At 66.8% G+C, this 20,984-nt stretch carries 24 protein-coding genes; 17 read left to right on the top strand and 7 right to left on the bottom strand.

All coding sequences use genetic code 11. The features are described 5' to 3' along the window. The first annotated feature begins 71 nt into the window (after positions 1-71). The 10 genes from ACZ9BC_RS00590 (at position 72) to ACZ9BC_RS00545 (ending at position 8,056) form a co-directional block, all read left to right on the top strand. A complete protein-coding gene (locus ACZ9BC_RS00590) occupies positions 72-1,289 on the top strand; it encodes a thiolase family protein (RefSeq protein ID WP_476244278.1) in 1,218 nt (405 codons plus the stop codon). A 3-nt stretch (positions 1,290-1,292) separates the two neighbouring features. Next, positions 1,293-1,976: a 3-oxoacid CoA-transferase subunit A gene (locus ACZ9BC_RS00585; RefSeq protein WP_476244277.1), complete on the top strand. Its 684-nt coding sequence runs from the start codon at positions 1,293-1,295 to the stop codon at positions 1,974-1,976. Position 1,977: 1 nt separating this feature from the next. Next, complete coding sequence (locus ACZ9BC_RS00580; protein WP_476244276.1) at positions 1,978-2,658, top strand: 3-oxoacid CoA-transferase subunit B; 681 nt, start codon at positions 1,978-1,980, stop codon at positions 2,656-2,658. Positions 2,659-2,694: 36 nt separating this feature from the next. Then, positions 2,695-3,501, top strand: a complete 807-nt coding sequence (locus tag ACZ9BC_RS00575) for an IclR family transcriptional regulator domain-containing protein (RefSeq protein ID WP_476244275.1) — start codon at positions 2,695-2,697, stop codon at positions 3,499-3,501. 3 nt (positions 3,502-3,504) lie between these two features. Next, positions 3,505-3,837, top strand: coding sequence for an MmcQ/YjbR family DNA-binding protein (locus ACZ9BC_RS00570; RefSeq protein ID WP_476244274.1), 333 nt, complete (start codon positions 3,505-3,507; stop codon positions 3,835-3,837). Between the two features lie 175 nt (positions 3,838-4,012). Further along, complete coding sequence (locus ACZ9BC_RS00565; protein ID WP_476244273.1) at positions 4,013-5,182, top strand: Re/Si-specific NAD(P)(+) transhydrogenase subunit alpha; 1,170 nt, start codon at positions 4,013-4,015, stop codon at positions 5,180-5,182. Next, entirely contained in the window at positions 5,182-5,496 is a 315-nt protein-coding gene (locus ACZ9BC_RS00560; RefSeq protein WP_476244272.1) for an NAD(P) transhydrogenase subunit alpha part 2, read from the top strand. Before ACZ9BC_RS00565 ends, ACZ9BC_RS00560 begins: the two co-directional genes overlap by 1 nt. Further along, positions 5,493-6,866, top strand: a complete 1,374-nt coding sequence (locus tag ACZ9BC_RS00555) for an NAD(P)(+) transhydrogenase (Re/Si-specific) subunit beta (protein ID WP_476244271.1) — start codon at positions 5,493-5,495, stop codon at positions 6,864-6,866. The genes ACZ9BC_RS00560 and ACZ9BC_RS00555 overlap by 4 nt, the downstream gene beginning before the upstream one ends. 48 nt (positions 6,867-6,914) lie before the next feature. Further along, positions 6,915-7,139 (top strand): hypothetical protein, encoded by a 225-nt coding sequence (locus ACZ9BC_RS00550; protein WP_476244270.1) that lies wholly within the window; start codon positions 6,915-6,917, stop codon positions 7,137-7,139. Then, the gene (locus tag ACZ9BC_RS00545) at positions 7,136-8,056 is read left to right on the top strand and encodes a diacylglycerol/lipid kinase family protein (protein WP_476244269.1); all 921 of its coding nucleotides are present in this window, start codon (positions 7,136-7,138) and stop codon (positions 8,054-8,056) included. The genes ACZ9BC_RS00550 and ACZ9BC_RS00545 overlap by 4 nt, the downstream gene beginning before the upstream one ends. A 59-nt stretch (positions 8,057-8,115) precedes the next feature. On the opposite strand, the gene ACZ9BC_RS00540 is transcribed toward ACZ9BC_RS00545, so the two are convergent. After that, positions 8,116-8,955 carry an amino acid-binding protein gene (locus tag ACZ9BC_RS00540; protein WP_476244268.1) on the bottom strand — a complete coding sequence of 280 codons (840 nt, stop codon included), beginning with the start codon at positions 8,953-8,955 and terminating at the stop codon, positions 8,116-8,118. Between the two features lie 160 nt (positions 8,956-9,115). Here ACZ9BC_RS00540 and ACZ9BC_RS00535 point away from each other — a divergent pair, with 160 nt between their 5' ends. The 3 genes from ACZ9BC_RS00535 (at position 9,116) to ACZ9BC_RS00525 (ending at position 12,285) form a co-directional block, all read left to right on the top strand. After that, a complete protein-coding gene (locus ACZ9BC_RS00535; protein ID WP_476244267.1) occupies positions 9,116-10,180 on the top strand; it encodes an FUSC family protein in 1,065 nt (354 codons plus the stop codon). Positions 10,181-10,240: 60 nt separating this feature from the next. Next, positions 10,241-10,984 (top strand): IclR family transcriptional regulator, encoded by a 744-nt coding sequence (locus ACZ9BC_RS00530; RefSeq protein ID WP_476244266.1) that lies wholly within the window; start codon positions 10,241-10,243, stop codon positions 10,982-10,984. Between the two features lie 110 nt (positions 10,985-11,094). Then, the gene (locus tag ACZ9BC_RS00525; RefSeq protein WP_476244265.1) at positions 11,095-12,285 is read left to right on the top strand and encodes a 4-hydroxybenzoate 3-monooxygenase; all 1,191 of its coding nucleotides are present in this window, start codon (positions 11,095-11,097) and stop codon (positions 12,283-12,285) included. Here ACZ9BC_RS00525 and ACZ9BC_RS00520 read toward each other — a convergent pair. Further along, positions 12,282-12,818, bottom strand: coding sequence for a TetR/AcrR family transcriptional regulator (locus ACZ9BC_RS00520; protein WP_476244264.1), 537 nt, complete (start codon positions 12,816-12,818; stop codon positions 12,282-12,284). The genes ACZ9BC_RS00525 and ACZ9BC_RS00520 overlap by 4 nt on opposite strands. Before the next feature lie 56 nt (positions 12,819-12,874). On the opposite strand from ACZ9BC_RS00520, the gene ACZ9BC_RS00515 reads away from it, so the two are divergent. Further along, positions 12,875-13,930, top strand: coding sequence for an FAD-dependent monooxygenase (locus ACZ9BC_RS00515; RefSeq protein WP_476244263.1), 1,056 nt, complete (start codon positions 12,875-12,877; stop codon positions 13,928-13,930). On the opposite strand, the gene ACZ9BC_RS00510 is transcribed toward ACZ9BC_RS00515, so the two are convergent. The 5 genes from ACZ9BC_RS00510 to ACZ9BC_RS00490 form a co-directional block, all read right to left on the bottom strand. After that, on the bottom strand, positions 13,931-15,751 hold the full coding sequence (locus ACZ9BC_RS00510; protein ID WP_476244262.1) for an ABC transporter permease: 1,821 nt from the start codon (positions 15,749-15,751) through the stop codon (positions 13,931-13,933). After that, the gene (locus tag ACZ9BC_RS00505; protein WP_476244261.1) at positions 15,748-16,815 is read right to left on the bottom strand and encodes an ABC transporter ATP-binding protein; all 1,068 of its coding nucleotides are present in this window, start codon (positions 16,813-16,815) and stop codon (positions 15,748-15,750) included. The genes ACZ9BC_RS00510 and ACZ9BC_RS00505 overlap by 4 nt, the downstream gene beginning before the upstream one ends. Positions 16,816-16,863: 48 nt before the next feature. Further along, positions 16,864-17,940 carry an extracellular solute-binding protein gene (locus tag ACZ9BC_RS00500; protein ID WP_476244260.1) on the bottom strand — a complete coding sequence of 359 codons (1,077 nt, stop codon included), beginning with the start codon at positions 17,938-17,940 and terminating at the stop codon, positions 16,864-16,866. A 168-nt stretch (positions 17,941-18,108) separates the two neighbouring features. Next, on the bottom strand, positions 18,109-18,543 hold the full coding sequence (locus ACZ9BC_RS00495) for an acyl-CoA thioesterase (protein WP_476244259.1): 435 nt from the start codon (positions 18,541-18,543) through the stop codon (positions 18,109-18,111). A 53-nt stretch (positions 18,544-18,596) separates the two neighbouring features. Beyond that, a complete protein-coding gene (locus tag ACZ9BC_RS00490) occupies positions 18,597-19,100 on the bottom strand; it encodes a GNAT family N-acetyltransferase (RefSeq protein ID WP_079598036.1) in 504 nt (167 codons plus the stop codon). A 154-nt stretch (positions 19,101-19,254) separates the two neighbouring features. Between ACZ9BC_RS00490 and ACZ9BC_RS00485 the strand changes: the two genes are divergently transcribed. The 3 genes from ACZ9BC_RS00485 (at position 19,255) to ACZ9BC_RS00475 (ending at position 20,982) form a co-directional block, all read left to right on the top strand. Next, a complete protein-coding gene (locus tag ACZ9BC_RS00485) occupies positions 19,255-19,767 on the top strand; it encodes a MarR family winged helix-turn-helix transcriptional regulator (RefSeq protein ID WP_476244258.1) in 513 nt (170 codons plus the stop codon). A gap of 70 nt (positions 19,768-19,837) precedes the next feature. Then, positions 19,838-20,077: a hypothetical protein gene (locus tag ACZ9BC_RS00480; RefSeq protein ID WP_476244257.1), complete on the top strand. Its 240-nt coding sequence runs from the start codon at positions 19,838-19,840 to the stop codon at positions 20,075-20,077. Beyond that, positions 20,074-20,982, top strand: coding sequence for a serine/threonine-protein kinase (locus ACZ9BC_RS00475; protein WP_476244256.1), 909 nt, complete (start codon positions 20,074-20,076; stop codon positions 20,980-20,982). Before ACZ9BC_RS00480 ends, ACZ9BC_RS00475 begins: the two co-directional genes overlap by 4 nt. The last annotated feature ends 2 nt before the right edge of the window (positions 20,983-20,984 follow it).

Below are 20,984 nucleotides of genomic sequence, written 5' to 3'. Positions count from 1 at the left end.
GTCGTTTTGAGCCCTCATAACGACACTTACTGCGACCTAGTTGGGAACCGGACAGAATCAGAGGAACAGTCATGAACCAGGCTTTTGTGTACGACGCCGTGCGCACCCCTTTCGGGAAGTTCGGCTCCGGCCTCGCCGCCGTCCGCCCCGACGATCTCGCCGCGCATGTGATCCGGGAGTCCGTGAAGCGCGCTTCGGGACTGGATCCGGAGCGGATCGATGAGGTGGTGTTCGGCAACGCCAACGGCGCCGGCGAGGAGAACCGCAACATCGCCCGGATGGGCACCCTGCTGGCCGGGCTGCCGGTCTCGATCCCGGGCACCACGGTGAACCGGCTGTGCGGCTCGTCCCTGGATGCTGCGATCATCGCTTCACGCCAGATCAACACCGGTGACGCGGACCTGGTGCTGGTGGGCGGCGCTGAGTCGATGTCCCGTGCGCCGTGGGTGCTGCCGAAGACGGAGAAGCCCTACCCGGCCGGGGACATGACCCTGGCTTCCACCACCCTGGGCTGGCGCCTGGTGAACAAGGCGATGCCCAAGGAGTGGACCATCTCCCTGGGCGAGGCCACCGAGCGGCTCCGTGAAAAGTACGGTGTGACCCGGCAGGCGCAGGATGAGTTCGCCGCGAACTCCCACAACCTGTCCGCCGCGGCGTGGGACGAGGGTTTCTACGACAACCTGGTGGCCCCGGTTCCGGGCACGGACCTGGTGCGGGACGAGGGCATCCGCCCCGGTTCCACGGCTGAGAAGCTGGCGGCCCTGAAGACGGTGTTCCGTTCAGAGCCCGAGGGCGCAGAGGTGGGCGGTACGGTCACGGCGGGCAACGCGTCCCCGCTGTCCGACGGCGCCTCCGCGGCCTGGGTGGGCAGTGAAAGTGCCGCGGGGCTGCTGGGGCTGGAGCCTTTGGCCAGGATTGCCGGGCGCGGCGCGCACGGCAATGATCCGCAGTACTTCGGCTTCGCCCCGGTGGAGGCGGCGAACAAGGCCCTCGCCAAGGCGGGCATCGGCTGGGACCAGGTGGGCGCCGTCGAACTTAACGAAGCGTTCGCCGCGCAGTCGCTGGCCTGCATTAACGCCTGGGGCATTGATCCGGCGATTGTGAACAGGCACGGCGGGGCTATTGCCATGGGCCACCCGCTGGGCGCGTCCGGAACCCGGATCCTGGGCACCCTTGCCCGGTCGCTGCAGGCCTCGGGGGAGCGCTGGGGCGTCGCGGCGATCTGCATCGGCGTCGGGCAGGGCCTGGCCGTGGTGCTCGAAAACGTAACTACTGGCGTGAAGGGCTAGGCAATGCTGACATTTGTTGACTCCGTAAACGAGGCCGTGGCCGGCATCAAGGACGGCTCCACGGTGATGATCGGCGGTTTCGGCAACGCCGGGCAGCCGTTCGAACTGATCGATGCGCTGATGGACTGCGGCGCCACGGACCTGACCGTGGTGAACAACAACGCCGGCCAGGGCGACCAGGGCCTTGCCCTGCTGATCAAGGAAGGCCGGGTGCGGAAAATGATCTGTTCCTTCCCGCGGCAGTCCGACTCCTGGCACTTCGACGCCAAGTACAAGGCCGGGCAGATCGAACTCGAGCTCGTCCCGCAGGGCAACCTGGCCGAGCGGATCCGGGCCGCCGGTGCCGGGATCGGCGGGTTCTTCACCCCCACCGGGTACGGCACCATGCTGGCCGAAGGCAAGGAAACCCGCATCATCGACGGCCGCGGCCAGGTCTTCGAAACACCCATCCACGCCGACGTCGCACTGATCAAAGCGCTCAAGGCGGACGGCAAGGGCAACCTCGTCTACCGCAAGACAGCCCGCAACTTCGGCCCCATCATGGCCGCCGCGGCAAAGCAGACCATCGTGCAGGTCTCCGAGATCGTCCCCACCGGGGTGCTGGACCCGGAGACCGTGGTCACCCCCGGCATCTACGTCAACACCATTGTCCGCATCCCGGCGGGCACCACCGAGAAGGCGGCCTGACATGAGCCTCACCGAAACCAGCATCAAGACCTCCGCAACTGCCCTCAGCCGCGACGACCTCGCCCGCCTGGTGGCCCGCGACATCGCCCCCGGGTCCTTCGTGAACCTCGGGATCGGCCAGCCCACCCTGGTGTCCAACTACCTCACCGCTGAACAGGACATCACCCTCCACACGGAGAACGGGATGCTCGGCATGGGACCCGAAGCTCAGGGCGACGAAATCGACGGCGACCTGATCAACGCCGGCAAAATCCCCGTCACCGAACTCCCCGGAGCCTCGTACTTCCACCACGCCGACTCCTTCGCGATGATGCGTGGCGGGCACCTGGACATCTGCGTCCTGGGCGCATTCCAGGTCTCCGTCACCGGTGACCTCGCCAACTGGCACACCGGAGCCCCCGGCGCCATTCCCGCCGTCGGCGGTGCCATGGACCTGGCAACCGGCGCCAAGGACGTCTTCGTGATGATGACGCTGCTCACCCGCGACGGCGCATCCAAGATCGTGGAATCCTGCACCTACCCGCTCACCGGCGTCGGCTGCGTCACCCGCGTCTACACGGACAAGGCAGTCTTCCTCACCGGGCCCGACGGCGTCCAGGTCCGCGAAACCTTCGGCTGCACCCTCGAAGAACTCCAGGAACTCGTCCCCGTCCCGCTCAAGGCCGCCGCAGCCAATGGTTGAGCCCGTCGAAACCCGGCGGCCCTAGGATTGGTAACCATGACCGAAGCAGCAGTAGCGGGCGCCCCGCAAGCCAGCGACCAGTACGTACAGTCGCTGGCGCGCGGGCTGGCCGTGATCCGCGCGTTCGACACCGACCATCCGGTGATGACCCTGACGGAAGTGGCCGGCAGGACTGACCTGACCCGGGCTACGGCGCGGCGGTTCCTGCACACCCTGGTGGAGCTGGGCTACGTGCGGACAGACGGCAAGACGTTCGCGCTCACCGCCAAGGTCCTGCAGCTCGGTTACGCGTACCTCTCCGGGCTTTCGCTGCCCCAGCTCGCGCAGCCGCACCTGGAGGAGCTCTCGCTGAAGCTCGGCGAGTCCACCTCCGCGGCCGTGCTGGACGGCACCGACATCGCCTACATCGCCCGGGTGACCACCCGCCGGATCATGACCATCGGCATCACCGTGGGCACCCGCTTCCCGGCCTACGCCACCTCGATGGGCAGGGTCCTGCTCGCACATCTTCCGCCGGCAGAACTGGACGCCTACCTGTCCGCGGCTGACATCAAACCCCTGACTCCGCGGGGCCTGGGAACCGTTCCGGAACTGCTGGCAGAGCTGGAGACGGTCCGGGCCCAGGGCTGGTGCCTGCTGGACCAGGAGCTGGAACTGGGGCTGATGTCCGTTGCGGCCCCGGTCTACGACGGACCCACGAAGGTAGTGGCCGCCGTCAACGTCTCCCTGCAGGCGCAGTCCGTCGCCGCGCAGCCGGACAGGGATGCCTACCTGGCGTCGATTGCCCGTGAGATCGTGGCCACGGCCAACCTGGTCTCAGCAGATCTCAGCGCCCGGGGGTAAAGGGTGGTCACGGAAGATGATGTCCGAAAAGCCGCGCTCGCGCTGCCCGGCGTCACCGAGCGGCCCAGCTGGGGCCAGCCCGCCTGGTTTGCCAGGAGCCTGATGGCCCGGATCTGGGAACCCGGTGTCCTCACGGTCAAGACGGAGGAACGCGAAGCCCTGGCGGGCACCGAGCCGGACACCTACTTCTGGACACCCCACCATGACCGCTCGCCCCAGCTGGTCCTGGTGCGGCTGGACCGGATCGATGCGCAACTGCTCGGGGAGCTTTTGGAGGATTCCTACCGGCTGGCTGGCGGCGGGCCGTCCCGCCCGCATCAGCGGCGAAGCGCCTAATGTAACTGTTTCCCATCCAAGCCGGCTGACCCACTCCCGCCACGGCAGTGCGGGCCATAGACTCTAGCCAACTACGTGCAGCAGCGCCGCTCCGCAAAAAGCCCCGTCTCCGGACAAATTCCGGGACCCGGCTTCGCAGGCCGCCGCCGCACTTGTCTGCGAGGGGAGTCAGCGGGTGAAACTGGGCATTCCGCGGGAACGCCGGGACGGTGAATGGCGTGTTGCAGCCACGCCGGAAACCGTCAAGCAGCTGACCGCCCTGGGCGCGGAAGTCCTGCTGGAGGAAGGCGCCGGTTCCGCCGCCGGGCATCCTGACCAGGACTACCGGCAGGCCGGGGCGCAGGTGGTCCCGGGGCTGGACCTTGCCCGGCTGGACGCCCTGGCCCATGTCCGCCCCCTCGACCCGGACACCGCCAAGTCCCTGAAACGGGGAGCGGTGACCGTGGGACTCGCATCGCCGTCGTCCGAACTGCCCACGGTGGAAGCGCTCGCCGAGGCAGGCGTCACGGCGTTCGCCCTCGAACTCGTTCCCCGCATCTCCCGCGCCCAGTCCATGGATGCGCTCAGCTCGCAGGCCCTGGTGGCCGGTTACCGCTGCGTCCTGGAAGCAGCCATCCGGCTGCCCCGGTTCTTTCCCCTGTACATGACCGCCGCCGGCACCGTTCCGCCGGCCCGCGTCCTGGTGCTGGGTGCCGGCGTGGCCGGCCTGCAGGCCATCGGCACCGCAAAACGCCTCGGCGCCCGCGTCTTCGCCAACGATATCCGCCCCGCCTCCGCGGACGAGGTTGCCTCAATGGGCGGCACCTTCATCCGGCTGGACCTCGAAACAGCGGAGGCTGCCGGCGGGTACGCACGCCAGCTCAGCTCCGACGCCGGAACCCGGCAGCGGCAGCTGCTGGCACCGCACGTCGCACAGTCGGACGTGCTGATTACGACGGCGGCAGTCCCCGGCAGGCGCGCCCCGCTCCTGGTGACCCGCGAGATGGTGCAGGGCATGCGCCCCGGTTCGGTCGTCGTCGACCTCGCCGCGGAGTCAGGCGGCAACGTGGAGGGCGTGGTACCCGGCCAGGACATCGCCGTCCCCACCGCCGACGGCGCCGGGCACGTCACGCTGGTGGGCCTGAAGGACCCCGCCTCGGCGATGGCTTCGGACGCTTCCCGCCTCTACGCAAAGAACGTGGCCAACCTCCTGGCACTCATGATCCATGAGGGCGTGGTGACCCCGGACTTCAATGATGAGGTGGTGGCCGGGGCCTGCCTCACCCACGACGGCGCTGTCCGGCACTTGCCCACGGCGGAACTCCTCGGCGCCAGAACCCGGGCCGGGCAGGAAGGGGTGCTCTGATGGACGGGATAAGCCTGCTGACCATTACGGTCCTGGCCGTGTTCGTTGGCTTCGAGGTGGTGTCCAAGGTGTCCAGCACCCTGCACACACCCCTGATGTCCGGCGCCAACGCGATCCACGGCATCATCCTGGTGGGGGCCATCATCGTGGCCGGGCAGGCCGCCGATCCCCTGGTCCTGGCCGTGGCCCTCCTCGCGGTGGTGCTGGCCACCGCCAACCTGGTGGGCGGGTTCGTGGTCACCGACCGGATGCTCCACATGTTCCACGCCAAAAAAGAGGTTGCCCGGACCGTGGCGAAGGCGGACCGCAAGTGAGCATCCTCGATCCCGTCTGGACGTCGCTGCTGTACCTCATCGCGGCTGTCTTCTTCATCCTGGCGCTGCGTGGCCTGAGTTCCCCGCGGACAGCCCGGCGGGGAAACCTCATCGGCGCGCTCGGGGCGCTGATCGGCGTCATCACGGTGTTCCTGTCCATGCGCCTGGACAACATCCCCTGGATCCTCGGTTCCATTGCGGTGGGTACGGTGGTGGCGGCGCCCGTGGCCCGGGGCGTGAAAATGACGCAGATGCCGCAGCTGGTGGCCGCTTTCAACGGCGTGGGCGGCGGGGCCGCTGCCCTGGTGGCGCTTCTTGAACTCAGCCACACGGCCGATCCCTGGGTGCGGCTGGCCATCGTGTTCACCCTGCTCGTGGGTGCCGTCTCCTTTGCCGGTTCCGCGGTGACCTTCGCCAAACTGCAGGAACTGATGACCACCCGCCCTGTGGTGTTCCCCGGGCTCCCCGTGGTGATGGCTGCCGTGCTGCTCGCCTCAGTGGGTACCGCCGTCGGCGTCATCCTGACCGGTTCGGCGGCGCTCGCGGTGGTGCTGCTGCTCCTGGGCCTGGCGGCCGGCGTCCTGCTGGTGCTGCCTGTGGGCGGGGCCGACGTTCCCATCGTCATCTCGCTCCTGAACGCGTTCACCGGGCTGGCCGTCGCCGCGTCCGGCGTGGTGCTGGGCAACGTCCTCCTGGTGGTCGCCGGCACCCTGGTGGGCGCTTCGGGCACCATCCTCACCCGCGCCATGGCAGCAGCCATGGGCCGGAGCGTGGCCGGCATCCTCTTCGGCGCCTTCCGCGGAGGGTCGACGGCGGGGTCCACCGCCGTGAGCGAGCGTCCCGTCCGGTCGTCCAGCGCCGAGGACGTGGCGGTGCTCCTGGGCTATGCGCAGCGCGTGATCATTGTCCCGGGGTACGGCCTGGCCGTGGCGCAGGGGCAGCACACCGCGGCGGAACTGGCGCAGGCCCTGGAGGCCCGCGGCATCGACGTCGATTTTGCCATCCACCCGGTGGCAGGGCGGATGCCCGGGCACATGAACGTGCTCCTGGCCGAGGCGAACGTGCCCTACGAGTCGCTCAAGGAGATGGGTGAGATCAACCCGGAGTTCAAGACCGCGGACGTGGCGCTGGTGGTAGGGGCCAACGACGTTGTGAACCCGGCTGCGAAGACTTCCTCCGGCTCGCCGATTTACGGCATGCCCATTTTGGAGGTGGCGGATGCCCGGCAGGTGGTGTTCCTGAAGCGTTCCATGCGTCCCGGGTTTGCCGGGATCGAGAACGACCTGCTGTACGAACCCCAGACGTCGTTGCTGTTCGGAGACGCAAAGGACTCGCTGGCCCAGGTACTTGGGGCAGTGAAGGCGCTGTAGCCTGCAGGGAAGAGGATTCACCACATACAGCCCGAGGAGCCGTACCGCATGAGTGACCCCCGAACCACGTCCGACGCCCCCGCCGCGGCCCGCCCATCGCGTCCCGTATGGTTGCTGCCGGTCCTGGCGTCAATTGTCACGGGCCTGCTCGGCATGGCCTTGGTGGCATCGCAGGGCTTGTACTGGATGATTGCTGTTATCGCCGTGGTGGATGCCATCGGTATCTTCACCATCATTCGCTCTGCCCGCATCAACGCCCGAAGGACACCATGACTGCCCACAACGCCGGCGCGCTGCAGCGCGCTGCAATCATCGTGAACCCCGCCAAGCCGGTGGACATCGACGTGCGCGGCCTGGTGGCCAAGCACTGCGTGGAAAACGGCTGGGGCGAGACGCTCTGGTACGAGACCACCAAGGAGGACCCCGGCGTCGGCCAGGCGAAGGAAGCCCTGGCCCAGGGGGCAGACATCGTCATCGCGGCCGGCGGCGACGGCACGGTGCGCTGCGTGGCGGAGGTCCTGTCCGGCGGCAATACCCCGATGGGCCTGCTTCCCCTGGGCACGGGCAACCTGCTGGCCCGGAACCTGGGCATGGACGTTACCGATTACGACGGCGCCATGGCCGGTGCGCTGATCGGGACGGAGCGGAAGATCGACGTGGTCCGCGCCCGCCGCAGCAACCCGGACAAGGAACAGCTGTTCCTGGTCATGGCCGGTGTGGGGTACGACGCCACCATCATGGCGGACACCAACGAGGACCTCAAGGACAAGGTCGGCTGGCTGGCCTACGTGGACGCCGGCATCCGGAACCTGCCCGGCAAGCCCGTGAAGGCCACCGTCCTGATCGACGGCCAAACGGTAGTGCACCGGGGCGTCCGCAGCGTGATGGTGGGCAACTGCGGCAAGGTCCAGGGCGGCCTGGAGATCTTTCCGGACGCCAAGATGGACGACGGGCTGCTCGATATCGCGGTCCTGGCGCCGCACCAGGGCCGGCTGGGCTGGCTTTCCGTGCTGGCAGGCATCATCGGCAAGGGCCGGAACAAGGACACCTCCGTGGAGTATTTCCAGGGCAAGACCGTGGAAATCACCCTGGAGCACAACGACGACTACCAGCTGGACGGGGACCATGAGGGCCAGGGCAGGCACGTCCTGATGACCATGGACCCGTCCGCCCTCACCCTGCGGATGTAGCACCCAACTGAGTAGCGCGAACTGACGTTCTGGAGGCTCAAAACGGCCGTTGGCGCTACCTAGTTGGGGCGGGAGGCGGCGGGGCGGTGCGCCAGGATCTCGGCGAGCTCTGCGAGCCGGTGGGCGCGGGCGGACTCCGCGGGAGTGAACGGTTCGCCGGGCCGGACGAAGGTGATGGGCCCGTGCCAGGCGGTGGGAATCTTCAGGCGGGTGCCGGCGTCGTGCTTCTCCAGAGCGGCCTCTGCCGGACTGAGGATCCGGGCCCGCAGCAGTTCCGCCACGGCCAGGGGAAGCTCCTCCGGGGCGTCGGCGATCCGGGCGGCCAGGCTCAGCGCCCTGGTCTGGCCGTCGGCCATGGCCAGGGCCGTGGTGGGCCAGACGTGCGCCCGGGTGCCGCCGGATTCGTGCAGGGCCTCCAGCAACTCGCGCTCGCTGACGGAGCCGGGAGCAGAAAGGACAAACTCGTCCAGCACCCCGCCCGGTACCGGATGGACGTGGATGCTCAGGATGTTGGTGTCCAGGCGGGCCAGTGCCTTGGTGACTTTCTGCAGCGACCCCGGCTCGTCGCACAGGACCGTCCGTGCCCGCCACAGAGCCGGTGCCGTACCAAGCTTCCGGCGGTGGCGGAGTGCGGGGGCGTGCAGCCAGCCGCGCAGGATCCGGGCAGCGGACGGCTCCGCCACCCAGATCACCAGGACCGTGGCAGTGACAGCCAGTACGAGGACTTTGGCCACGTAGGGGAGCTGGGTGTCCACCACCATGGCGTGGACCAGGAGTTCGATGGGCAGCATTACGGCCACGTTGGCCAGTGTCAGGCGGGTTTTGGGAGGCTCGGGCATCAGGCCGCAGACTTCACAGCTCAGTTCGGCGGCTGGGGAATGCTGTGCGCGTGGCGTCATGGCATAAGCATCGCCGGGTGCTGTTTCGGCAGCATTGCCTCCTGATTCCATTCAAGGGAACGTGGCGGGCAGTTTCCGGAGCCACCGCCGTAAGATCGTGAAGGAACGTCAGCGCGGCCGCCCATCCAACCAGGTACCGCAGGAAAGGCGCTATTGCCACGTGAAGATGCTCGCTGAGATGTTCAGCATTGCTCCCGCCAACAAGGACCACCACCCTGCCCTGAGATGCGCCGTGGGAGTTTTCGTTCCGCTCTTCATCCTGGTCCTCCTGGGGAGGCTGGACCTGGCCATCTTCGCGTCCTTCGGCGCCTTCACCGGAATCTACGGCCGCGGCGAACCTCACGGCATCCGCTTCGCGCTGCAGCTGCGCGCCGGACTGCTGATGCTGCTGGTGATCCTCCTGGCGGCCCTCGCTGCGAGGATGGAGGCGGCCTGGGGCCTGGACGTCCCCACCACTACCTGGCTCCTGGTCCTCGCCATCACCGTGGTTGCCGGCGCCTGCTCGGTGGCCATCTCGTGGCTGCGGTTGCGCCCGGCCGGTTCGCTGTTCCACATCTTCGCCTTCGCCGCCATTGCCTCCATCCCCAACCAGCCCCCGCTGTGGCAGGGCATGCTGGTTTCCGTCCTCACTACCGGCTTCTGCCTGCTGATCGGCTTCTCCTCCCGCGTGCTGCCCAGCCACCGCACGCCGTGGGCCAGGCCCCGGCCCATCCGCCGCACCCCTGACGAGAAGCGGGCGGCATGGCTGGAAGGCTTCGGCTACCTGGTGGCCGCCGGGCTCGCGGGGGCACTGGCCACCTGGGCAGGGGAACGGCTTGGATTCGGCCACAACTACTGGGCCATGGTGGCAGCCGTGGTTCCGCTCGTGGGGCACACCACCCGCCACCGGGTGCGCCGCGGAGTCCAAAGGATCATCGGCACGGTGCTGGGGCTGGTGATCCTTGCCGGCATTGTGCTGCTGGGGCTGCAACCCTGGCAGACGGTGCTCGTGATGGCACTGTGCCAGTTCGGCGCCGAGATGTTCATCATCCGGCAGTACCTGCTGGCCCAGGTGTTCGTCACCCCGCTGGCACTGATCTCCACGCTGCTGGTGGTGCCTTCGGCGCCCGGCATCCTGCTCCGGGACCGCATCATCGAAACGGTGATCGGGGCCGCCGTCGGGATTGCCGTGGTGCTGGCCCCGGGAGCGTGGCGCCGGGTGCGTCAACGCACGACGACGGCCTAGCCGCCTGCAGCGGCGGGCGGTACCCTGAGGCTTCAACCATTCATCGGAAGCTGGTGCTGCGTGGCGAATTCGAGGTCAGGCGATTCGGTGGTGGACCGGATCGTCCGGCTCATCTCCGCCTTTCCGCCGGAGGTCAGCACGCTCCAGCTGTCCGACCTTGCGGTCCGCGCGGGACTGCCACTCACCACCACGCACCGGCTGGTCCGGCAGCTCGCGGGGCATGGACTCCTGGAGACTGGGCCTGAGGGCATGGTGCGGCCGGGGCTGCGGCTGTGGGAGCTGGTGAACCGCACGTCGCCAACTTTCGCCCTGCGCCAGGCGGCCATGCCGTTCATGGAGGACATCCAGCAGGTGCTCAACCAGAACGTGAACCTCGCCGTGCTGGACGGCTGGGAAGCGCTCTTCGTGGAGCGGCTGTCCCGGCCGGGCTCCGTGGCCAACCGTGCCCAGGTGGCCGGACGGATGCCCGTCCACATCTCCTCTGCGGGGCTGGCGCTCATGGCCCACCAGGACAAGGCCCTCCAAGCGCAATACCTGGAGCAGTTCGTCGATCCCGACGGAAAGGTCACCAGGGCCGCCATCCGCTCGCTGCTCAGCGAAACGACCCATCAGGGCTTCGCCCAGCTGGCCGGCGTCGTGGACCCGGACACGTGGGGCATCGCCGTCCCCGTGCTCAACCGCAAGCAACGCGCCGTGGCGTCCCTCGGCGTCGTGGTTCCGCTGCGCGAGATGCGCCTGCAGGCGCTGGTGCCCGCCCTGCAGACAGCCGCCCGCGGCATTGCCCGGAACCTTGCCGATTCCTGACGCTGAACCATTCAACGGAATTGCTGTAACGGCCGTCACCCCTGGCGGCGCACACTGTTAGCCAGACGCACCGAACCGGCCCAGCGGCCCCGCAACGAAGCGAGAGAATCATGGCAGCACGCAAAATCATCACCACCCAGGTAGCCATCATGGGTGCCGGCCCCGCCGGCCTGATGCTGTCCCACCTGCTGGCCAAGGCCGGCATCGAGTCCACCGTCATTGAAGTCCGCAGCCACAAGGAGATCTCCGAGACGGTCCGGGCCGGAATCCTGGAGCACGGGACGGTCAACCTGCTGGTGGACAGCGGCGTCTCGGACCGGGTGCTGCGGGACGGGGACCGGCACGACGGCATTGAGCTGCGCTTCAACGGTGAAAGCCACCGCGTCGACTTCAAGGACCTGGTGGGGGAGTCCGTCTGGCTGTACCCGCAGACGGACGTTTTCCTGGACCTCGCCGCGCGCAGGACGGCCGACGGCGGCGACGTCCGGTACAGCGTCACGGACACCACCGTCCACGACCTCGAAGGCAAGCCGAAGGTCTGGTTCACCGACTCCGACGGCGTGGAATACGAGATCCGGGCAGACTTCCTGGTGGGCGCCGACGGCTCCCGCAGCCACTGCCGGTTCCAGATCCCCGAGGCGCACCGCAAGTGGTACTTCCACGAATACCCCTTCGCCTGGTTCGGCATCCTGGCCGAGGCTCCGCGCAGCTCCGACGAACTGATCTACGCCAATTCCGCCAACGGCTTCGCACTAATCAGCCAGCGCACCGAAACCGTCCAGCGGATGTACTTCCAGTGCGACCCCAAGGAAAACGTCGCCAACTGGGACGACGACCGCATCTGGGCCGAGTTCCGCAGCCGCGTGAACGGCAACGGCTTCGAACTGAAAGAGGGGCCGGTCATCGAGAAAATGGTCCTGCCGTTCCGCAGCTTCGTCCACACCCCGATGCGCCACGGCAACCTTTTCCTGGTGGGCGACGCCGCCCACACAGTTCCACCCACCGGCGCGAAGGGCCTGAACCTTGCCATCCATGACGTCAAGGTCCTCTTCGAAGGGCTCGACAGCCATTACAACTCCGGCTCGGACCGGCCGCTCGAGGCGTACAGCGACCGCGCCCTGGAGCGGGTTTGGAAGGCGCAGCAGTTCTCCTACTGGATGACCACCATGCTGCACACCCCCGCCGACGCCGACGATTTCTCCCGCGCGCGCCAGCTGGGCGAACTGAACTCCGTGGTGTCCTCCCGGCACGGCATGGCCTACCTCGCCGAGGCCTACACCGGCTGGCCCGGCGCCCGCTAAGCCAGCAGCCGCCGGACTGCTGTGGCGATGGCTGCAGCGTCCGGTTGCTCATCGCGCCTGACCGTGAGCAGGTGCAGCAGCACGCCGTCGCCGTAGTCCGCCAGGTCCCGTGCCCGGGCTGGCGCATCCGCCACGCCCAGCGCGGCGAGGGCCTGCTCCAGGCCGCCCACCAGCCGGAAGTGTCCGGCTGTCACTGACTCGGGCCTGTCGAGGGAGATGGCCAGGCGGGCGCGGCTGAGCCCAGCGTGCCGCCCGGCCAGCGCCAGCAGCAGGGTGGCCAGCTGGTCTGCCAGTTCCTCAATGTCCTGCGGCGGACCGGCGGGGCCCTGCTCCTGCAGGAGTGCGGCGTCCAGCTCCAGCATGCGGTCAAGCACCGCTTCCACGAGGGCCGCGCGGTTCCGGTAGTAGTTAGAGGTGGTGCCCTCGGGCAGGTGTGCGGCGGCATCCACTGCCCGGTGGGTGAGGCCCTTCATGCCCTTCTCTGCCACCACGGCGAGGGCGGCGTCCATCAATTCGGTGCGTCTGTCGGGCATGGCCACAGTCTAATTGCCCCCTAGCCATCCACTACAAAAGTAGTAGAATCACAAGCATGGAAACCATCTCGATCGTTGGCGGCGGAATTGCGGGACTGGCACTGGCCGCCTGCCTGGACCCGGCCCGGTTCCAGGTGACGGTGTATGAGAAGCGGCCCGAACTGCCGGGTGTCGGAAACGCGCTCGGCATGTGGCCGAACGCCCAGCGTGCGCTGGAGCGGCTGGGAATCCTTGAAGAGGCGCGGGCGGTCAGCCCGGTGATCGGCAGCGGATCCGTCCGTGACGCCCAGGGTGAGCCGTGGGTCACCGTCAGCGTGGGGGAGATGTTCGGCATATCCAGGGTTGACCTTCTCCGGTTGCTGGACGGCGCCGTCCCGGGAACCGTCCGCCGGATCACCAGCAACGTCCGGTCACTTCCCGCCGACGGCAGCCTGCTGGTCGGTGCCGACGGCGTGCACAGCGCAGTCCGCCGGGAGGCCTGGGGCGCCGCAACGGATGCGCGCCTCACCCCGTACCTCGCCCTCCGCGGGACTCTCCCAGCTCCGGTCAGTCCCGGCGAGGTGGGAGAGTACTGGGGCCGCGGCGACCTGTTCGGCATGGCCGCCGCCCGGGGAGGGTCCTTCTGGTACGCCAGCTACCGCTCCGGGGTGGGCCCGTACGGGATTGACTCAGCATCAGCCTTGGAACACGCCCGGGAACGCTATGCCACCCACGCCCCCGCCATACGCCGCACGCTGGCCGCAGCCACTCCCGAAGCATGCCTGGTCCAGCGGATCTGGACAGTTCCGCGCCTGGGCTCCTATGTCCGCGGGCGGACCGTGCTCGTCGGCGATGCCGCGCACGCCATGCTCCCCACCCTGGGTCGCGGCGCGTGCGAGTCGCTTGTGGATGCGGTGACGCTGGCTGACCTTCTCAACACGCTGCCCGAAGACCAGGCACTGCGTGCCTACGACCGGCAGCGGCGGCTGCGGACCCGCGTCCTGAGCCTGGCATCCTCGGCGCTGGGGCGCGTCGCCCTCGCCGACGGTGGGCAGCCCCTGCGTGACCGCCTCCTCAGCCTCGCCCGACGACGGAACGGACGTTCCGCCGTCGTCAGCGGTTCCGCGGACTGATCACCGGACGGGAGCTGCCGGCTGTGCGGCATCCTCTGTGGATACCGGCGTTCCGGGAAGACCCGGACCGGGAACCGGGGAAGCGGGCGGAACGGCCGGCAGCCGCTTCTTCCGTGACTTGCCCCTGCTCGAGCGGCCGTAGACGAGATACATGGTGACGCCGGTGATCACCATCAGAAGCACCGTGTAGACGAAGGTGTTGGCAACGCCCGCCACGCCTTCGGCGCCGTCGGTGTTGGCTTTGATGACCAGGCCCAGCGGCTGGACCAGGGGGTGGGCCAGGAAGATGGCGGTGTCGTAGTCGTCCAGCAGGCTGTTGAAGTTCAGGGCGGTGATGGCGGCGGCCGCCGGCAGCACCAGCGGCAGCAGGATCCGCCGGAACACGTACAGCGTCCTGGCACCCATGATGGCCGCCGCTTCCTCCAGCGAGGAGTTCACAGAGGCGAAAGAAGCCTTGAGCATGCGGAGCGTGAACGGGATCTTGACGGTGACAAAGGCGATCAGCAGGATCACCGTGGTACCGGTGAGCACTGCACCGCCCACCAGCGGATTGGGGTGGTCGTAGCTGATGATCAGGCCAAGGGCCAGCAGGGCCGAAGGCAGGATCCAGGGAATGTGCAGCAGGTATTCGAAGGCTGTTGCCACCCAGTTTTTGTATTTCTGCAGCAGCCGGGCCACGAACAGCAGCCCGCCCACGGCGATGAGCGCGGCCAGTGCGCTGTAGACCACGCTGACGATGAACGGCCGCAGCCCGGACTGCTGGGTCAGGACCCGCACGTAGTTGTCCAGGGTCAGGTTGCCCAGGGCGAGCTGGCCGGTCTGGATCGCGGCGCCGTCGGCGAACGAATACAGCACGATCAGCACCACGGGCAGCGTGTACACGGCGAACAGCAGGTATGCCAGCACATGGACGGCAATGTTGGCTGCGGGGTTGGTGATCTCCTGCTTCTGCAGCTCGGAGGACACCTTGGACACCGAGAAGTACGTACCGCCCTTCTCCAGCCGGGACATCACCGCGAGCATCAGGATGGTGGCCAGGCCAAGGATCACGGCCAGCAGGGCAGCGAGGTCCCGTGAGGTGGGGCTGTTGGTGAACGTCAGGATCATCGGGGTGATGGTCTGGAAATCGCGCCCGCCCAGCACCTGAGGGGCGCTCAGTGCCCCCAGCCCGGTAAGGAAGGACAGGATGGTCACGGCGAACAGCGTGGGCTTGAGCATGGGAAGCACAATCCGGCGGAGGATGGTCCAGGTGGAGGCGCCCAGGTTCCGGGCCGCTTCGATGGTCTGGTAATCAATGCCCTTGAGCGCGTTCGCCACGAAGAGCATGTGGTTGGTGGTGGTGGCAAAGGTCATCACTACCAGGACCGCGAAAAATCCGGAGAACCAGCCCGGATCCATGCCGGGAAACACCTTCACCAACAGCGAGGTAACAATTCCCTTGTCCCCATAGATGAACTTGTATCCCGCGGCCAGCACGATGCCGCCATAGATAAACGTGGAGGCGTAGCCCAGGAACAGGATCCGCGAGCCCCGGATCCGGAAGTAATGCGTCACCAGGACAATGAAGATGCCCACCAGGTTGACCGTGACAGACAGCGCCACCGCCAGCAGGAAGCTGTTGCCCAGTGCCTTCATGGCCCGCTGGGACGAGAGGAGCTTTTCGGCCGCCCGCCCCGAAAAGCTGCCGTCCGGAAAGAAGGTGGCCATCAGGACGTTGACATTGGGCCATACCAGGAACGCGGCGATGAACCAGGTGAGCACTACACCCACCACCAGCACGAACGGGGAGCGGACCATCCCGCGGACGGACGCGCTGCTCATGGCAGGACGACCGCCTGTTCCTGCTGCCTCAGGGCGACGCCCGTTTCCCGGTGGTACTGCAGGATATGGGCAGGCTGGAGGTAGACAGTGGTTTCCGTTCCAGGTTCCGGATGGGCTCCGCCATCCTCCTTGACCAGCAGCCGGATCTCCGCGCCGTGGCTGCGCACCACGTACCGGCTATGCAGGCCATGGTAGGTGCGGGATACCACGGTACCGGGAAGTCCGACGACGGGGCTGCCGCCCGCAGGTGCGGCCAGTGACGCCTTCTCCACCCGCAGGTACGAGGTGGCTTCCGTGCTGAGCTGCGCGCCGGAAAGACGGTTCACTTCGGCCACGAACTCCGGTGTCAGGGTGGAGCTGTCACCGATGAAGTTGCAGACGAACTCGGTGCCGGCATGGTCGTAGATTTCCTGCGGGGTGCCCACCTGCTCCACCACGCCATTGTTGAACACGGCGACCCGGTCGCTCATGGCCAGGGCTTCGTCCTGGTCATGGGTGACGTACACCGTGGTAATGCCGAACTCGCTCTGCAGGTCCTTGAGCTGCTGCCGGAGCTGGTGGCGGAGCTTGGCGTCCAGGTTGGACAGCGGCTCGTCCAGCAGCAGGATCTTGGGCCGCAGCACCAGTGCCCGCGCCACGGCCACCCGCTGCTGCTGCCCGCCGGACAGCTCGGCCACGTTCTTGGCCAGCTGCTCATCACTGAGTTCCACCCGGCGGGCAATGTCCCGGACAAGCCGGTCACTGTCGGCCTGCTTCTCCTTCCGGACCCGCAGACCGAAGGCGATGTTCTCCCACACGCTCATGCTCGGAAACAGGGCATAGTTCTGGAACACCATGCCCACCTGCCGCTTATCGCTCGGAAGCCGGGTGACGTCCTTGCCGTCCACGTGGACAGTGCCCGCGGACGGCTGGATGAAACCGGCCAGGGTGCGCAGCGCCGTCGTCTTTCCGCAGCCTGACGGGCCCAGCAGGGTGAAGAATTCACCCGGCCGGACGTGCAGGTCCAGGTGCGGTATGGCGGTGAAGTCGCCAAAGGAAACTTCAATGTTGTCCAAGCGGATCATGGCAAAACCTGTCTGGTGGAGCGGGAAAGCTGGCGGCGGGAGACCGGACTACGTCATGTACTCGAGCTCGATCTTCTCCACCCAGGCGCCCATGTTCTCCTGCACGAACTCCCAGTCGATGTCCTGCTGCTTGAGGTCCGCGAAGAAGTCCACCACCTCGGGGTTGGCCTTCGCTTCGGCGGCCTTGTTCACCGGCATGGAGTTGAACTGCTGGGCAAACGCACCCTGGACATCCGCACTGCCGAACCAGTCGATGAACTTCTGCGCCTGCTCCTTCTTCTCGGTCCCCTTCACCAGGGCGATCTGCTCCACCGCGAGCGGGACGCCCACGGAGGGAATGACGGTGTCAACGTTCACCTTGAAGGACTTTTCCCGTTCGGCGATGATCGAGGACGGCATCTGTCCCATGTCCACCTCGCCGGAAGCGATGCGCGCGAAAAGGTCGGTCTTGGCAACGGCCGGGCTGCCGTTCTGGAAGTACTGCTCAACCTGCTGCCAGCCCTCATCGGAAATGCCCAGGTCGCCGGAGTCGTCCCGGTAGCGGCTGAGGATGCCGGCGAACACGAGCTGGGCGGTGGCGGTGCCCAGTCCGGTCACGCGCTCGTAGCGGTCCTTGAATTCATCCTTGGTCCACAGGTCCGTCCAGTCCTGCGGGGCGGAGTCCTTGGAGATCTTGTCTGAGTTGTAGCCCAGGAGGATGGCCTGTTTCACCAGGGGCCAGTAGGTTTCGCCGTCGCCCAGTTCCTTGTCCACCTCGCCTGCCCAGGAGGGGGTGTACGGTTCCAGCGCGTCTTCGGCCTTAATCTGCGAGAAGTACATGTTGTTCAACCCGAAGGCCACGTCGGCGATCGGGTTGTTCTTCTCGGCAATCAGTTTGTTGGTGGCATCCGCGCCGCCGGCACCCACGATTTCGATGGTGAAGCCGGCTTCTGCTGCCTTGGCGGTCAGCCATTCGCCGCGGCCTTCGCCGTTGGAGTTGGTGTACACCACCAGTGTTTCGCCGGAACTCGCGGCGGGAGCGGAGGACGCATCCCCGGAGGAAGCGGGCGGAGTAGCGGCACCGCCGCATCCGGCAAGAAGGGCGGCGGCGACGGCGGCGGCAACCAAGGACTGCAATTTACGCACGATCAGGACTCATTTCTGCACTGGAACCGGAGCATGTCCGCACAGCCTATAGCCGGGTGTGCGGAATGTGGGGCTGTTTTGCTATCGATTCGATAAACAGCCCGGCTGTTCACTGTGGTCCAGTGGAGGGAATGGTAGGCGGCGTTGGGGTGAACGCCGGGTGAAACGTCAGTCCTGGGTCAGTGTTTCGGTCAGGTGGTGGGTGGGAATGCGGTCGCGGTCATAGGTAATCTCCGTGTAGCCGTGCGGTTCCGGCTTTCCGGAGGGGCTCAGGTTAACGAAAACGATCTCCTCGATGGTGAGGATGCTCTGCCGGGTGATCATGTTGCGGACTTCGGCTCGCATGGTCAACGAGGTCCGGCCGAACCGCGTGGCGGTCAGGCCCATCTCGATGAGGTCGCCCTGGACGGCCGAGCTGACGAAGTTGATTTCCGAGATGTACTTTGTCACCGCCCTGCCGTTGCCCAGCTGGAGGATGGCGTAGATTGCGGCTTCCTCGTCAATCCACTTCAGCAGGCTTCCACCGAACAGGGTCCCGTTGGCGTTGAGGTCCTCAGGACGTACCCACTTGCGGGTGCGGAAAGTGATGTCTGCTGTTTCCATAGGCCGAGATTAGCGGAGGGGCGGAATCCCTACGCACTTATGACGCCTGGACCTTATGCCATGGCCGTGTGCGCGGCGCTCCGTGCATCAATGCTCTTGGCGTAGCAATAGGAGTGTTCCACCCCGATATAGGGACCGTAATTCGGGACCGGCTCAAACCCGGAGTTCTGGTAGAAATTGCGGCCGTCCGGCTGTGCGGAACCGGCTTCGGCCTTGATCCTGGTGATCCCCTGTTTGTGCGCCTCCGCCTCCAGGGCGGCGAGGATGGAGCTGGCCACCCCCGAGCCGCGGGTGTAGGGGAGGACGTACAGTCGCTTTATTTCAGCGGTGGTTGAATCGAGGAGGCGGAGGCCGCCGCAGCCCACAGGCTGGCCTGATCCTTTGTCATACGCCACGAGGAACACGGCGCAGTCAGCGCCCGACGGCGGTGTGCCGGGTTCGTGGTCAGGGGTACCAAAGCGCGCATCGAGTTCAGCCTGCTGAGCGCGGCGCAGGTCGGCGCCCACAGGGTTGGACCAGGAAACCTGCCGGATGTTCAGCCGCGGATTGGTCTGCATGTCTGCCTCGATTCGCCGAAGGGATATGCATTAAAAGGCTAGAAGCCGGCGGTTACGCGGGTGTTTCTTCTGCGTAAGCGGTTGGATAACGTGGGCGGGCGGTTCGACCGTATTGCTAGGTCAGCTACTTATCAGTTGGTCTAAGATTAATTCCATGGGTTCCACGGGTAACGAAAGCTCCGGCTACTGGTATGGTCCGGACGGGCAGTTGGACTACGGTGCTGCCGTGCTGAAGTCACTGCGCGATTACCGGGCCGCCGAGAATGCCGTCCGCCGTTCCACCCGGGACTCGATGGGCATGGGTGAAACGGACATCCTGGCGTTACGCTTCCTCCTTCGCGCCCAGGCTTCCGGGAAGGCGGTTGTTCCCAAGGATTTGAGCCAGTTCCTGGGCATTACCAGCGCGTCCACTACCTCGCTGATCGACAGGCTGGTAGCCAGTGGACACGTCCGCCGCGAGGCCCATCCCACCGACCGCCGCTCCATCGTCGTCATTCCCACAGTCGAATCGGACAGGGAGGTGCGCGAAACGCTTGGTGCGATGCACCGCCGGATGATGACCGTCGCCGAAGGTCTGACGGCGGACCAGGCCCATGTTGTGGTCGACTTCCTGCAGCAGATGACGGATGCCCTTTCCGTCAAGAACGGGCACCAAAAAAGTAACTAGCCGGACTAGCTAGTCTGACTAGTAATATGTAAGCTTACGATCAATCTTGAAGTTTCTTCCTTAGGGAGTCGTGAGCGCGTTGACCACTTTTACCGAAGTCCATTGCGGGACGCCCATGGAACTTGCCACTCCTGCCATCGGGCCGGCGGCCGCTGCTTACAGTTTTCCGCCGGAAGATGCAGTCCTCACCGAACTGCCGCCGGTATGGCGTTGCCGCTGCGGATTCCAGCTCGATGCCTGGCTGGCCGCTGACTCTGCCGATGAAGCGGCCGTCCTGGCCGAAGCCTGCGTCCCGCTACGGCACCCATGACCGCGCCGGCCCTTGCCCCCGAAGGACCCGCCCTCAGCGAACACCGGCAGCCGGAACAGGGGTGCGCAGACAGGGCGCGCCGCGCCGCGGAACCTCACGCAAGCGTCGTCGTCGCGGGCCGCTTCTACCTCAAGGAACGCCTTGGGCGCGGTTCCGCAGCAGAGGTCTTCCGCGCCGTGGACCTGGCAGGCGGACCGGACGTGGCCGTCAAGATGGCGGCGGCGCACTCGGTCAAGCAGCACGAGCGGATCCGCAACGAAGCTGCCATCCTGGCGGCGCTGGATCACCCCTCCATCATCAGGTTCCGTGCCCACGGTTCCCTGCCGGACCGCGGACCGCACGGCGGGCGGCCGTTCCTGGTGCAGGAGCTGGCGCTGGGATCCAGCATTTCCGATGCAGTCCGGATCAACAGCCACAACCCCGGCGATGTGGCAGTCTGGGCCTACGGGCTGTTCAGTGCGCTCGCCCACCTTCACTCCAAGGGCCTGGTCCACCGCGACATCAAGCCTGCCAACCTGATGCTGAGTGGCCTGCGGAGAAGCCCGGTCCGGATTATCGACTTCGGGATCGCAGCGGCAGCCGGCTCAGCGCCCGAGCCGGGCATCTCCTCCGGAACAGTGCACTACATGAGCCCGGAACAGGCAGCAGGAGGGGCCGCCCGGCCGTCGTGGGATGTCTACTCCCTGGGGCTGGTCCTCCTGGAACTGCTGACCGGGACCAAGGCATTTCCCGGGACTGCCATCGAATCCCTGGTGGCCAGGACGCTTCGCAGCCCTGATGTTCCTGATGTCGTGGCGCCCCGCTGGAGGCCGTTCCTGCGGTCCCTGACGGCCATGGACAGCCGGGAACGTCCGACGGCGGAAGAGGCTGCGGCGTTTGCCGCACGGCTTGTCCCGCAGCAGTGAGC

The sequence above is a fragment of the Pseudarthrobacter sp. TE3704 genome (assembly GCF_056279405.1).
This window is presented reverse-complemented; position numbering and strand designations above follow the sequence as displayed.